At 61.6% G+C, this 12,942-nt stretch carries 13 protein-coding genes; 8 read left to right on the top strand and 5 right to left on the bottom strand.

All coding sequences use genetic code 11. The annotated features are described in order from the left end of the window. Nucleotides 1-66: 66 nt before the first annotated feature. Nucleotides 67-1,005 (bottom strand): LysR family transcriptional regulator, encoded by a 939-nt coding sequence (locus E2K99_RS07930; RefSeq protein ID WP_134221886.1) that lies wholly within the window; start codon nt 1,003-1,005, stop codon nt 67-69. A gap of 302 nt (nt 1,006-1,307) precedes the next feature. On the opposite strand from E2K99_RS07930, the gene E2K99_RS07925 reads away from it, so the two are divergent. The 4 genes from E2K99_RS07925 (at nt 1,308) to E2K99_RS07910 (ending at nt 5,290) form a co-directional block, all read left to right on the top strand. Further along, nucleotides 1,308-2,513: an aminotransferase class V-fold PLP-dependent enzyme gene (locus E2K99_RS07925; RefSeq protein WP_134221885.1), complete on the top strand. Its 1,206-nt coding sequence runs from the start codon at nt 1,308-1,310 to the stop codon at nt 2,511-2,513. Between the two features lie 170 nt (nt 2,514-2,683). Then, the gene (locus E2K99_RS07920; protein ID WP_134221884.1) at nt 2,684-3,694 is read left to right on the top strand and encodes a methionine ABC transporter ATP-binding protein; all 1,011 of its coding nucleotides are present in this window, start codon (nt 2,684-2,686) and stop codon (nt 3,692-3,694) included. After that, nucleotides 3,691-4,389 carry a methionine ABC transporter permease gene (locus E2K99_RS07915; RefSeq protein WP_083859812.1) on the top strand — a complete coding sequence of 233 codons (699 nt, stop codon included), beginning with the start codon at nt 3,691-3,693 and terminating at the stop codon, nt 4,387-4,389. The genes E2K99_RS07920 and E2K99_RS07915 overlap by 4 nt, the downstream gene beginning before the upstream one ends. Before the next feature lie 109 nt (nt 4,390-4,498). Next, the gene (locus tag E2K99_RS07910) at nt 4,499-5,290 is read left to right on the top strand and encodes a MetQ/NlpA family ABC transporter substrate-binding protein (RefSeq protein WP_134134892.1); all 792 of its coding nucleotides are present in this window, start codon (nt 4,499-4,501) and stop codon (nt 5,288-5,290) included. 30 nt (nt 5,291-5,320) lie between these two features. Here the strand turns inward: E2K99_RS07910 and E2K99_RS07905 are convergent, their stop codons facing one another. Continuing rightward, nucleotides 5,321-5,668 (bottom strand): HigA family addiction module antitoxin, encoded by a 348-nt coding sequence (locus E2K99_RS07905; protein WP_134221883.1) that lies wholly within the window; start codon nt 5,666-5,668, stop codon nt 5,321-5,323. A 375-nt stretch (nt 5,669-6,043) separates the two neighbouring features. Here E2K99_RS07905 and E2K99_RS07900 point away from each other — a divergent pair, with 375 nt between their 5' ends. Further along, on the top strand, nt 6,044-6,841 hold the full coding sequence (locus tag E2K99_RS07900; protein WP_034339564.1) for a transporter substrate-binding domain-containing protein: 798 nt from the start codon (nt 6,044-6,046) through the stop codon (nt 6,839-6,841). Between the two features lie 49 nt (nt 6,842-6,890). Here the strand turns inward: E2K99_RS07900 and E2K99_RS07895 are convergent, their stop codons facing one another. Further along, entirely contained in the window at nt 6,891-7,682 is a 792-nt protein-coding gene (locus E2K99_RS07895; RefSeq protein ID WP_134134890.1) for a transporter substrate-binding domain-containing protein, read from the bottom strand. 627 nt (nt 7,683-8,309) lie between these two features. Here E2K99_RS07895 and E2K99_RS07890 point away from each other — a divergent pair. After that, nucleotides 8,310-8,537 (top strand): hypothetical protein, encoded by a 228-nt coding sequence (locus E2K99_RS07890; RefSeq protein ID WP_034339550.1) that lies wholly within the window; start codon nt 8,310-8,312, stop codon nt 8,535-8,537. Between the two features lie 166 nt (nt 8,538-8,703). On the opposite strand, the gene E2K99_RS07885 is transcribed toward E2K99_RS07890, so the two are convergent. Together E2K99_RS07885 and E2K99_RS07880 are read right to left on the bottom strand one after the other, a co-directional pair. Further along, nucleotides 8,704-10,275: a methyl-accepting chemotaxis protein gene (locus tag E2K99_RS07885; protein WP_134221882.1), complete on the bottom strand. Its 1,572-nt coding sequence runs from the start codon at nt 10,273-10,275 to the stop codon at nt 8,704-8,706. A gap of 166 nt (nt 10,276-10,441) precedes the next feature. Next, nucleotides 10,442-11,686, bottom strand: a complete 1,245-nt coding sequence (locus tag E2K99_RS07880; protein WP_134221881.1) for an alpha/beta hydrolase family protein — start codon at nt 11,684-11,686, stop codon at nt 10,442-10,444. A 283-nt stretch (nt 11,687-11,969) separates the two neighbouring features. Here E2K99_RS07880 and E2K99_RS07875 point away from each other — a divergent pair, with 283 nt between their 5' ends. Both E2K99_RS07875 and E2K99_RS07870 read left to right on the top strand, forming a co-directional pair. Further along, complete coding sequence (locus E2K99_RS07875) at nt 11,970-12,359, top strand: hypothetical protein (RefSeq protein WP_134221880.1); 390 nt, start codon at nt 11,970-11,972, stop codon at nt 12,357-12,359. A 171-nt stretch (nt 12,360-12,530) separates the two neighbouring features. After that, complete coding sequence (locus E2K99_RS07870) at nt 12,531-12,932, top strand: response regulator (RefSeq protein WP_034339540.1); 402 nt, start codon at nt 12,531-12,533, stop codon at nt 12,930-12,932. Nucleotides 12,933-12,942 lie beyond the last annotated feature (10 nt).

The raw sequence follows: 12,942 nt of genomic DNA, 5'->3' as shown, positions 1-12,942 counted from the left end.
GATGCAACGCCCTTCCCGGTTGACGCTGCTTGCTTGGGTTTTACTACACTGCTACTGCGAAATCATTTACAACAATTCATCATGCAGGCTGGCATCGCGCTTGACGAAGCCCTGCAAGGTGCTGCGGGCGGCCTTTTCCACGGCATCGATCAGGCGTTGCGTGACGCCCTCGACCGGCTTGCCATAGGGCGTGACCACGCCAAAATAAAACGGAATCTCCATCGCCAGCCGCTTGACCACCATGCCCTCGATGGGCATGCCATAGGCCGTGGCCGGCTCCACCAGCGCCACGCCCAGCCCGGCGCGGGCAGCCATGATGGCATTGAAGGAGGTGTTGGTATCGATGGCGACATCGAGCTGGCTGTCCTCACCCAGCGCGATCTCCACGCGCTGGCGCAGGCGATAGCGGTTGGACATGGTGATGACGCGCTGGCCGCGCAAGGCGGCGCGGGTGAGCTTGTCCTTGCCCGCCAGCGGATGGTCGGCGCGCACCACCGCCACGCAGGGCGCTTCGCCGATCCAGTGCAGGTCCAGCCCGCGATGGGCCACCGGCAAGGAGGTCAGCCCCAGGCTGACGGTACGATGCAGGACCGCATGCACGACCTGCTCGGCTGACGCGCTGCGCAGGTGGACGTGTTCGGGGAAGGCGCGCTCCTTGTGGGCGGCCAGCAATTGCAGGGCCGCCGGCGCGATGGTGGAGGCCAGCGCGGGGGTGGCAACCAGATGGACGGGATGGACTTCTTCACGGGCGATTTCCTGCGCCCGTTCGCGGATGCTGCGCAGGCCCACCAGCGAGCGCTCCACCTCTTCGTAGAGCAGGAAGGCCTTGGCCGTAGGCGTGACACGCGGACCATTGCGGTCGAACAGGGCGTAGCCCAGCTCGGCTTCCAGTTCGCCGATGGCCTTGCTGACGGCAGGCTGCGACCGCCCCAGGCTGCGGCCGGCACCGGTCACGCTCCCCAGGGTCATTACGGCCGCAAATGCCTCCAGCTGATTCAGATCCATCGAAATCGCTTTCCTTGATCAAGGTCCTTGCATATGATTTTCGAATTATAGGTTTGCTTGTATTCTATTTCAGTATAATAATTTTGTATAAGCAAATGCATGGGGCGGCATGTGACCGGGAATCCCGCTGTCCTCCTGTCTTGCGGCCTGGCCGATCGGGATGCCTGTGGGCAATTTTCGAAAATCGTATATACAAATGAGCGCAAAGTCGTTTTCCAAATAAGGTAACCCGCGTTACTGTAGATACCGGCCTCTGCCCACCCTGCTCAATTGGAACTCTCTGGACTCTCCGGAACACCGTCATGAACGCCCCTGCTCCCTGTCGCCCGCCGGCCGATCTTCGCTTCCCCATCTACCTGGACTATGGCGCTACCACGCCGGTCGATCCGCACGTGGCGCGTGTCATGTGCGACTTCCTCACCGAGAAATTCGGCAATGCGGCCAGCAGCTCCCATCCCTTTGGCTGGGAAGCACGGCGCGCGGTGGACAAGGCGCGTGCCCAGGTGGCCGGCCTGGTCGGTGCCCGTCCCGATGAAATCATCTGGACCTCGGGCGCGACCGAATCCAACAACCTGGCCCTGAAAGGCTGTGCCCATGCGCTGCGCGCGCAGGGGCGCGGCAAGCACCTCATCACGGTGGCCACCGAGCACAAGGCCGTGCTGGACACCATGCATACGCTGGAAAAGTCCGGCTTCGAGGTCACCTACCTGCAGCCCGGTGCCGATGGCCTCATCACGCCGGCCCAGTTCCGTGCGGCCTTGCGGCCGGACACGCTGCTGGCCTCGGTGATGTATGTCAACAACGAGATCGGCGTGATACAGCCCATTGCCGAGCTGGGTGAACTGTGTGCCGAGCGCGGTGTGGTCTTTCACGTCGATGCGGTACAGGCGGCTGGCAAGATCGCCATCGACCTGCAGCAGCTGAAGGTGGACCTGATGTCCTTCTCGGCGCACAAGGTCTATGGCCCCAAGGGCATAGGCGCGCTGTATGTACGGCACAATCCGGCGCTGAAGCTGGAAGCCCAGATCGACGGCGGCGGCCATGAGAACGGCATGCGCTCCGGCACCCTGGCCACGCACCAGATCGTGGGCATGGGCGAAGCCTTTGCCCTGGCCGGCGACTTGCTGGAAGAAGAAGGACGCCGCATCCGCGCCCTGCGTGACCGGCTCTGGTCCGGCCTGGCCGACCTGCCGGGCGTGCAGTTGAATGGCAGCGCCGAGGCGCGCGTGCCGCACAACCTCAACGTGAGCTTCCCGCCCACGCGCTACGGCACGCTGGGCAGCCAGTTGCTGGGCATTGCGGTGTCGGCCGGTTCAGCCTGCAATTCGGCGGCTTCCGCGCCCTCCTTCGTGCTGCTGGCCATCGGCCGTTCGCCCGACGTGGCACGCAATGCCGTGCGTTTTTCGCTGGGGCGCGGCACGACCGAGGCCGAGATCGATTACGTCGTGGCCACCGTGCGGCAGGTGCTGGCGCATGAGGTCGAGACGGAATTGCTGGCGGCGCATTGAATCGGATGGGGCGGCGAGCTTAGTTTTCAGACAAGGTGTGCGCCAGCCCCGTCATTCCCGATTGTTAGGTTTCAACTAGCTTTTTCTCTCATAAGCTAAGAACTTTTTATAAGTTCTCACGTGGGTCACGCCCGGTTAGACTCTGGGCCGTTTCCTTAGAACTGACCAACGTGATTCGCATCGAGCAACTCCACAAGACTTACCGTGCCGGCCAGCGCGACATCATCGCGCTGCAGGACATCAACCTGGACATCGCCCAGGGCGAGATCTTCGGCATCATCGGCCGCTCCGGCGCCGGCAAGAGTACCCTGATCCGCACCCTCAACGTCCTCGAACGCCCCGACAGCGGGCGCGTCCTGATCGACGGCGAAGACATCACCGGCCTGGGCCATGAAGCCCTGCTCGGCCTGCGCCAGCGCGTGGGCATGATCTTCCAGCATTTCAACCTGCTCAACGCCAAGACGGTGGCGCAGAACATCGACTGGCCTCTCAAGATTACCGGCCGCTACACGCGCGAGCAGCGCGCCGCGCGCGTGACCGAACTGCTGGCGCTGGTGGGCCTGGACGCGCACCGCGACCAGTATCCGGCGCAATTGTCCGGTGGCCAGAAACAGCGCGTGGGCATCGCCCGGGCGCTGGCCAATTCGCCGCGCCTGCTGCTGTGCGACGAAGCCACCTCGGCGCTGGATCCCGAGACTACCCAGTCCATCCTGCGCCTGCTGCTGGACATCAACCGCAAGCTGGGCCTGACCATCGTGCTGATCACGCACGAGATGGAAGTCATCCGCAGCATCTGCGACCGCGTCGCCGTGCTGGCCCAGGGCGCGGTGGCCGAACAGGGCCGCGTGGTCGACATCTTCCTGCGCCCGCAGCATGCCGTGACGCGTTCGCTGCTGGCCGAAAGCCACGCCTGGGATGCCAGCGATACGCTCTACCAGCGCCGCCCTGATGGCGCGCTGGTGCGCCTGACCTATGCCGGTGAAGTGGCGGCACAACCCATCCTGTCGCAACTGACGGCGGCGACCACCGCGCTGGCCACCATCGTGCGCGGCACCGTCTCGCGCATCAAGGACACGCCCTACGGGCAATTGCTGGTGGAATTCTCCGGCGGTGACGAAGCCGTCGCACAAGTCCTGGCGCGCTTGCGCGACTCCGGCATCGATCATGAGGTGCTGGCATGAGCGCGCTGTCTTCCCTGTCTGCCCTGGCGGGCCAGATCGACCTGTCGGTCATCGACTGGAGCGAGGTCGGCGACGCCACCGTGGAAACCCTCGCCATGACTGGCGGCTCGCTGTTCTTCACGGTCTTGCTGGGACTGCCGCTGGGCATCCTGCTGTTCCTGACCAATCGCGGCCAGCTGCTGGAACAGCGCGGGCTGTACTGGGTGCTGTCGCTGGTGGTCAACGTGCTGCGCTCGGTGCCCTTCCTGATTTTGCTGATCCTGCTGATCCCCTTCACGCTGTGGCTGGTCGGAACCTCCCTGGGCGTGACCGGCGCCATTCCGCCGCTGGTGATCGGTACCGCTCCGTTCTTTGCCCGCCTGACCGAAAGCGTACTGCGTGAAATCGACCGCGGCATTCTCGAAGCCTGTACCGCCATGGGCGCGCGGCGTCGCCAGATCATTTTTGGCGCGCTCTTGCCCGAAGCCCTGCCGGGCTTGCTGGCGGCGGTGACCATCACCGCGATCACCCTGATGTCGTATGCCGCGATGTCGGGCGTGATCGGTGGCGGCGGCCTGGGCGACCTGGCCATTCGCTATGGCTACCAGCGCTTCCAGACCGAAGTGATGGTGGTCACGGTGGCCATCCTGGTGGTGCTGGTGCAGTTGCTGCAGTTCTTTGGCGACCGCCTGGTGCTGCGCTTCACCCGCAAGTAAGGCAGCAAGAAACGGCAGTCCATGTTTTTCCGGGTGCGCTCCCCACGAGGGACGCTCCCACACCACGTCAACCGACGTTCAATCGTTATACAAAAGAATGGAGAGAACCATGATCCGCAAACTGATCCCTCAACTGGTGGCCGGTGCTGCCCTGGCCTTCAGCGTTGGCGCCCACGCCGCCGACAAGCTGGTGATTGCCGCCACACCCGTGCCGCATGCCGAGATCCTGGAACACATCAAGCCGGCCCTGGCCAAGGAAGGCATTGAACTGCAGGTCAAGGTCTTCACCGATTACATCCAGCCAGCCGCACAGACCAACGAGAAGCAGGTCGATGGCAACTTCTTCCTGCACCAGCCCTATCTGGACCAGTTCAAGAAGAGCCACAAGAACGACATCGAAGTGCCGGTAGCCAAGGTCCACGTCGAGCCCTTCGCCGCCTACTCGCAGAAGTTCAAGAAGGTCGCCGACATTCCTGACGGTGCCACCATCGCCATCCCCAATGATCCGTCCAACTCGGGCCGTGCCCTGCTGCTGCTGGCCCGCAATGGCCTGATCAAGCTCAAGGACAGCTCCAACATTTCCTCGACCCAGAAGGACATCGTGGAAAACCCCAAGAAGCTGAAGTTCCGCGCCCTGGAAGCGGCCACCCTGCCGCGCGTGCTGAACCAGGTCGACGTCGCCCTGATCAACACCAACTATGCGCTGGAAGCCAAGCTGAACCCGGTCAAGGATTCGCTGTTCATCGAAGATGCGAACTCGCCCTATGCCAACCTGCTGGTGGCGCGTGAAGACAACAAGGACAGCGCCGCCATCAAGAAGCTGGCCGCCGCCTTGAATACCCCGGACGTGAAGAAGTTCATCGAAGAGAAGTACAAGGGCGCAGTCGTTCCGGCCTTCTGATGCACTCGGGCAGACTGTACCGTCTCCCTGTCACACCGCCGGTGTGTCCCGCAGAGCCGGGACCACCGCAGAAGCGTGCATAGCGCCAGGCCGGTGTGTTTTACTGCAAGCCACGGAGTGATCCGTGGTTTTTTTTCGAACTCTGTCTGCGTAATTCAATGCGAGGTTCCACCAGAATTGCGGATCGATATCGAAAAACGCGCCCAGCTGACGGGCGATTTCCTCCGTGATCTCGGCCCGGCCTTGCACCAGGTCGTCCAGATGTGTTGCGGTGAGACCCAGATGCACTGCGAGCTGCACCCTATCCAGTTGCATTGGCTCGATAAATTCCTGCATCACGATTTCGCCGGGATGAATCTCCTCAAGCGTGTTGTTCATGGCAGCGATGTGAATGACGTGGGTTAACGATTCCGTATCAGAGTCCGGATTTTTAACATCGCTTCTACCGTCACCACTCCACGCAAACTCGATCAGCGTGCGGTCATCGAAAAACTTGGAGCGCTCGTCTCACGACTTATCACTCACTGAGACAGGCGCAAACTTGGTGAACCCCCGCCCCAAGATCGCCCCTCCCCGCCCCGCCATCAGCCAGTCCCGATCGGCATGACGCCATGCCGGATCAGCATCGCCCGTATCGATGCGGCCAGCGTGCACGCTCGACCATCGTCAGTTTTCTCAGTAGCCGCACACCTGCTGGCATGGTCATTGCACACCCGCCCGGCACGATACAGTCCATTCAACGAAAGGGATCACATGAAATTTGCCAAACCGGTGCTCGCCGTCTCGCTGGCCCTGCTGGGCCTGTCCACCCAAGTCGCGCAGGCGGATGCACTGGCCGATATCCAGAAGGCGGGCACGGTGCGCATCGCCGTGCCGCAAGACTTCGCCCCCTTCGGTTCGGTGACCTCCGACCTGCAGCTGCAAGGGCTGGATATCGACGTGGCCAAGCTGATCGCGCAGAAGATGGGCGTCAAGGTGCAGCTGGTGCCGGTGGCCAGCGCCAACCGCATCGCCTACCTGCAGACGCACAAGGCGGATCTGGTCATCTCCACCCTCGGCAAGAACGCCGAGCGCGAAAAGGTGATCGATTTCTCGCAATCCTATGCGCCCTACAACAACAGCGTCTTCGGGGTGGCCTCGGTACAGGTAAGCGGTCCGGCCGATCTGGCAGGCAAGACCGTGGGCGTGGCGCGCGGCACCTTCCAGGATCTGCAGCTCACCGACACCGCCCCGAAGAGCGCCACCATCAAACGCTACGAGGACAACAATGCCATGATCTCGGCCTATGTCTCCGGCCAGGTGCAACTGGTCGGCACGGGCGATTTCGTCGCCTATGCACTGGCGGAGAAGGCACCGGGCAACAAGCCCGTGCTCAAGTACATCATCAATGAATCGAGCTGCAGCGTCGGACTCAACAAGGGCGAAGCCGCCCTGCTCGGCAAGGTCAATGAGGTCCTCACGGCAGCCAAGAAAAGCGGCGAACTCAATGCCATCGTGCAGAAATGGCTGAACGTCCCCTTGCCCGCCAAAATGGCCACTACCTTCCAGTAAGCAAAACGGCCCGCACTTCGATGCGGGCCGTTCACTGAGGGATGACTGCTTACTGGTAAGTGGTCGCCATCTTCTCCGGCAGCGGCACGTTGAGCCACTTCTTGACGATGCCGTTGAGCTCCCCGCTCTTCTTGGAGGCGGTCAACGCTTCGTTGACCTTGGCCATGAGCGCCGGCTCTCCCTTGTTCATGCCCACATAGCAGGTCGAGACGTTGATGATGTACTTCAGCAGCGGCTTGTTGTTGGGGGTCTTCTCCGCCAGCGCATAGGCCACGAAGTCGCCCGTACCGACGATCTGCACCTGGCCCGAGACATAGGCCGAGATCAGCCCGTTGTTGTCTTCATAGCGCTTGATGACCGTGCTCTTGGGCACGCTGTCGGTCAGCATCAGGTCCTCGAAGGTGGAGCGGGCGACCCCGACAGTCTGGTTGGCCAGGTCGGCCGGGCCGGCAACCTTGATCGCGGCCACGCCGAAGACGCTGTTGTTGTAGGGCGCATAGCCCTGCGAGAAATCGATCACCTTTTCGCGCTCGGCATTCTTGCCCAGCGTGGAAATGATGAGATCGATCTTGTGCGTCTGCAGGAAAGCCATGCGGCTGGAGATCGGTACCGGCACCAGCTCGGCCTTCACGCCCAGCCCCTTGGCCACCAGCTTGGCCACATCGATGTCCAGGCCCTGCAGCTGCAGGTCGGACGTGACCGAGCCATAGGGCGCAAAGTCCTGCGGCACACCGATCTTGACCACACCGGCTTTCTGGATGTCAGCCAGGTTGTCGGCACAGGCGGTACCGGTGAGGGTGGCCAGAGCGGCCAGGGCGAGGATGGTCTTGACGAACTTCATGAGGGTTCCCTTGTTGTCGTGGATGTCGGACGTGGCGTGCAAAAACGGGGTAGCGTACAAACACTTAGAAAATCACGCGATTGACTGTGCGCGCATTCCGGGGCCGTTGCTCAGGAGCAGGACCGCCAGCATGCCGTCCGAACTCTGCAAGGAGCATGCCAGCCGCCGGGGGCTGGTGTAAATCATTTCCATGACCGCACTCTGCCCCGGAACTTTGATATCGCTCCGGATATCAGTCAGCGTACTGCATCAAGTTATAAGGTTTCCGAAAACAAGCATGCGAGGTCTGCATGCCCCCCAATGCACTTCCCCCGAGCGAAAGCCGGAACACAAGCCCATCCGCTGCAGGCATGGTAGCGGTACAAAATCTAAGCATTGTGAAACCTGTCCACAAGGGCAAACCTTTAGAAATTCGCTTGACACGATCTCCAAGCAGGAATAAAAAGCGGGGGCATCGTCGCTGTTGCGATCCCGCCAAAGATCAGCCTCAGCATTCCCGCCCGATAAGAGCGGACAGATAAAAATCGTAAAATCGAAGAAATAAGTTCTTCTGTCTTTACGATCAAAGTTATATTGCCGCAGGCACTCTACCAACGTCATTCCAGATCAATCACAAGGGAGATACCCATGCCCAAGCGTTCCAAGACCATCGAGCCCGTCGTGGTAGTTCCGCCGCAATTCCTGACCGAACCGGATGGCTTCCTCAACGTCCCGGTGAGCCGCAAGACCCGCGATCACATCCATCACCTCAAGAAGAGCATGCGCGTCTCCAGCCAGGCGGAAGTGATCGAAAAAGCCGTCGCCATCGTGCGCGCCATCGACCTGGCGGCCAAGGGCGAACTGCCCGACAACTGATGCATCCTGGCCGCAACCGGTCCCGGTTGCGGCTTTCTCCCCCCATTCCTTTCCTCATGCCGCTTCGGGATATGGCTCGTGATCGGCGTCCTTCACCCATAAAAAAAGCTGCCCAATATCTGGACAGCTTTCCTGGGGCTTAGACGGCCTGAGCCGTCCCGGCGACTTATCCCAATACACCTCTTGCCTGCTGTGGCAAGCGGAAGACGGCCACTTTCTCGGCCAGTTCGGCGGCCTGCCCCTGCATGGAGCGTGAAGCGGCGGCCGCCTCCTCGACCAGCGCCGCATTCTGCTGGGTAACCTCATCCATCTGCGCCACGGCCTGGTGCACCTGCTCGATGCCGGCGCGCTGCTCTTCACCGGCGGCGCTGATCTGGCCGATGATGGTATTGACCTGGGCCACGCTCTGCACGATCTCATCCATGGTCTGGCCGGCCTTCTTGACCAGTTGCGCACCCGAGTCGACCTTCTCCACCGAGTCGCCGATGAGGACCTTGATCTCCTTGGCGGCCGCCGCCGAACGCTGGGCCAGGCTGCGCACTTCGGTAGCGACCACGGCAAAGCCGCGTCCCTGCTCGCCTGCACGTGCCGCTTCCACCGCGGCGTTGAGCGCCAGGATGTTGGTCTGGAAGGCAATGCCGTCGATCACACCGATGATGTCCACGATCTTGCGGGCGGAGGCATCGATGGCATCCATGGTGCTGACCACGTCGCCGACGATGGCACCGCCCTGCCCGGCGACGTTGGAAGCGGCCTGTGCCATCTCCGCGGCCTGGCGGGCATTCGCACTGTTTTGCTGTACGGTGGAGGTCAACTCCTCCATCGAAGAGGCGGTTTCTTCCAGCGAACTGGCCTGGTGTTCGGTGCGTGCCGACAGGTCCTGGTTACCGGCGGCGATTTCCTGCGACGCGGTGGCGATGGTATCGGCACCGGTGCGCACGTTGGAAACGATGTCGACCAGTGACGTATTCATCTCGCGCAACGCACCGAGCAGGTCGCCGGTTTCATCCGGTGCGCTGTCGGTGATGGTCTTGGTCAGGTCGCCATTGGCGACCTTGCGGGCCGCATCGACGGCATCGGCCATGGGTACGGTGATGGAGCGGCTGATGGCCAGTGCAGCGATCAGGCCCAGCAGAATCGCCACCGCTGCCGAGACGCCGAGGATAGTTGCAGAAGTAACGTAAGTCGCATGCGCTGCTTCACTGGCCTCGCGCATCTGACCCTCAAAGCGCGTCACCATCTGCTGCAAGGTGGCGAGCAACTCGCCTTGCGTTTTGTACCGAGGGCCAAACAGCAAGCGTTGTCCTTCGACGTTCTGGTTCTTCAGTCCCAGTGCCACGACATCATTGGTAAAAGCGAAATAGGCTTTGCTCTGTTCATCTGCACGCGCGACCAGGCTACGTCCTTCATCGGTCGAAACGGAATTGCGCAGATAGTCCAGCGCTTTCTGGTACTCGGCCAGGTCCTTGTCGATGGACTGCTTGTTGCTGTTCATCTGGGCATCATCTTCCAGGATGATGATGTTGCGCGCCGAACGGGCGATATTCATCATCAGGTACTGCATCTTCTGGGCCGCATTGACCTTGGGATAAATGGCGCCGCTCAGTTGGGACGAGGTAGCATCCAGCGAAGACATGCGAGTGATGCCGATGAAGGTAATGATCACCAGCAACAGCAGGAGGGCAGCAAAGCCCGCAGCCAGGCGGGGGCCAAGGCGGAGACGGCGGAGAGGATTCATGTGGATTGCGCAGTGGAGTCGGACAGGGCCGGCGGAAGTACCGGTGCCGGGATGATAAGCCGGATGAGCTGCCGCATCACGGCAGAATAAAGGGGAAGACACAGGTCTGATCCGCCCTTGCGCCCTTCCATCCGGCCTGCGCCGCGGCCACGGCAAGCAACGCGCGTTACTGACCCGCCACCTTTTCATCGAACCAGCGCTTCCACGCGGGTACCGCGGTGGCAAAGGTGCCGCGATGCGTAGTCGGTCCGGTGGAGACCGCCTGTACCCGCGTGTTCCCCGAACCCATGGCCTGTGCATAGGTCATGGCCATACGGCCCACGCCGGGGGTGATGGCCTCATCCGTTTCGCCATAGTAATTGCGGACGTCCGAACGGATCACCCAGCGATAGGCCTGGGTGGTCGCGATCAGGCGGCCATAGGCGGACCGGGCGAAATACTGCGGGTCAAAATATTCCGGCCGCATCAGCTTGTGCAGGTCGGTCGGAATGTCGGCCACATTGAAGGGCTGCCGATCGTAGGCATTCTTGGCGACCGGGTAGGCCGCATCAGTGAGCACCGAGCGCGCCAACCCCGGCACACCGTAATAATTTTCGAAGGCAAAGGCTGACAGAATGACGATGCTGTTGAGCCAGGCCGCATCATTGGGGCGTGGAAAAGTGAGAAATCCTTCGAGCAGCGCGAACACGTCCAGCGGTGCACTGGCGGTGGTGGCCGCATCGACCTTGACGCCGGCCGCTTCCAGTTTTTCAAGGAAGGCCATGGTCACGAAGCCACCCTGCGACCACCCGGAGAGAAACAGCTTGTCCTCGCGCACACCCATGCTGGCCAGCACGCTGCGCGCGGCCAGCAGCATGTCATAGGTGGCTTGCTGGTGGCTGCCCTTGACCATGTAGCCTTCCGGCTCGCCGGAAATGCCCATGCCGAAATAATCGGCGCCGATGAGCGCATAGCCCTGCCCGGCGAACTGGGCAATCATCAACTGCGTTTCGGGCGATTGTTCGGGGAAGGACGGCACCTGCTGCCGTTCATACACGGTGCCATGCTGATAGGACACCAGCGAATAGGATTTGGCCGGCGTATCCGGCAACGCCAGCAAGCCCGAGGCGAGGATAGGCTGGTTGCCGCGCTCCGGAATCACGGAAGGATACGTGATGCGATAGAGCCGCACGGCATTGCGCGCAGGCGAGTAATTGACGGGGACGCCGGAGAATGCCGGCGTATCCTTTTGCAGAATGGTGTTGAGCTTGTCAACATCCCAGCGGCCGATGAGCTGATAGCGCACGCCGGAGGCCACCGCCTGCACCGCCGGGGTGGCGGAAGCCTGGGCCGATGCAGCAATTGGCAGGATGGACAACATGGCGCTCAGTGCGCCCAGGACCAGGCCGGCACGCATCAGACATGACTTCATCGCTTCCCCTTTTCTTGTATTCGAAATGAATCACTGCAATCGTTTGCATGGCCTGCGCACGGCGCAGTTGCGGCGCAAGCATCGTGTACGTAACGACATCAGTCTGGCGCATTATGACGAGCCGCATCGTAGCGCAAAGCAGGAAAAGCGGGACCTTTACCGTGCAAGCACAAGTTTGGGCGCACCGTGACTTCTGGTATAAACAGTGGCTGGAACGTCGCCGCCATTCCCCCCGATGGCGGATGACGCCACTTACCTCCCGATATTGAGAAACGAGCAAGCCATGAACAAGCGTACCCTCTCCCGCTTCCGCTTCCTGAAGCTGGCCGCCCACGCTGGCCTGATCTGCGCCGCGGTCCTGAGCCATCAGGCACACGCGCAGGCCAATCTGGACTTCTTCTCCAACACGGCCGTGGCCGATCTGAAGAAAGAACAGATCAATTCCCTGTATGCCGCCATCACCGCGTCCCTGGACGCCGGCGTGAGCGGCAAGACCTCGCAGTGGACCGATGGCCCCAAGCCCTCCACCACGGCCAAGATCACCCCAACCTTCGAGCAAAGCACCCCGCCCTGCGCCAATGTGGACCTGGTGGTCACCAGCAAGCGTGGCACCGAACCGCTGAAATTGCGTTACTGCAAGAACAGCGCAGGCAAGTGGGCACTGAGCAACTGATCCGCTGATCCTCCACGACCGCGCGCTGCGCGGCAATCGCTCCGGCCGGCCCCGGTGCTCCGTTGTACGGAAGCGCCGGCCGGTCCCGTCGGCGCTGCCGTTCAATGGAGCACCGGCACGCGATTTGCTGTTTGTTGCGCATCCCACCTTTCCCTCAAGGTAGCTTTCACCATGGCTGATACAGACCAACACTTTCTCGTCGTCGATGATTTTTCGACGATGCGCCGCATCGTCAGCGGCCTGCTCAAGGAACTCGAATACACCAAGATCGTGGAAGCCGATGACGGCTCCACGGCCCTGAAGATTCTGGAATCCGGCGCCTCCAACATCACCTTCGTCCTGACCGACTGGAACATGCCGGTCATGGATGGCCTGACCCTGCTCAAGAAGATCCGCTCCACCCCTTCCCTGGCGCATCTGCCGGTGCTGATGATCACGGCCGAAGCCAAGAAGGAAAACATCGTCACGGCAGCCCAGGAAGGTGCGGATGGCTATATCGTCAAACCCTTCAACGCCACCACGCTCAAGGAAAAGATCGAAAAGATCCTGGCGCGGCGCGCACAGATGAAATGAGAGGACGCTG

It is taken from the genome of Herbaspirillum huttiense, assembly GCF_004367745.1.
In the GTDB taxonomy this organism is placed as follows: Bacteria; Pseudomonadota; Gammaproteobacteria; order Burkholderiales; family Burkholderiaceae_D; genus Herbaspirillum; species Herbaspirillum huttiense.
This window is presented reverse-complemented; position numbering and strand designations above follow the sequence as displayed.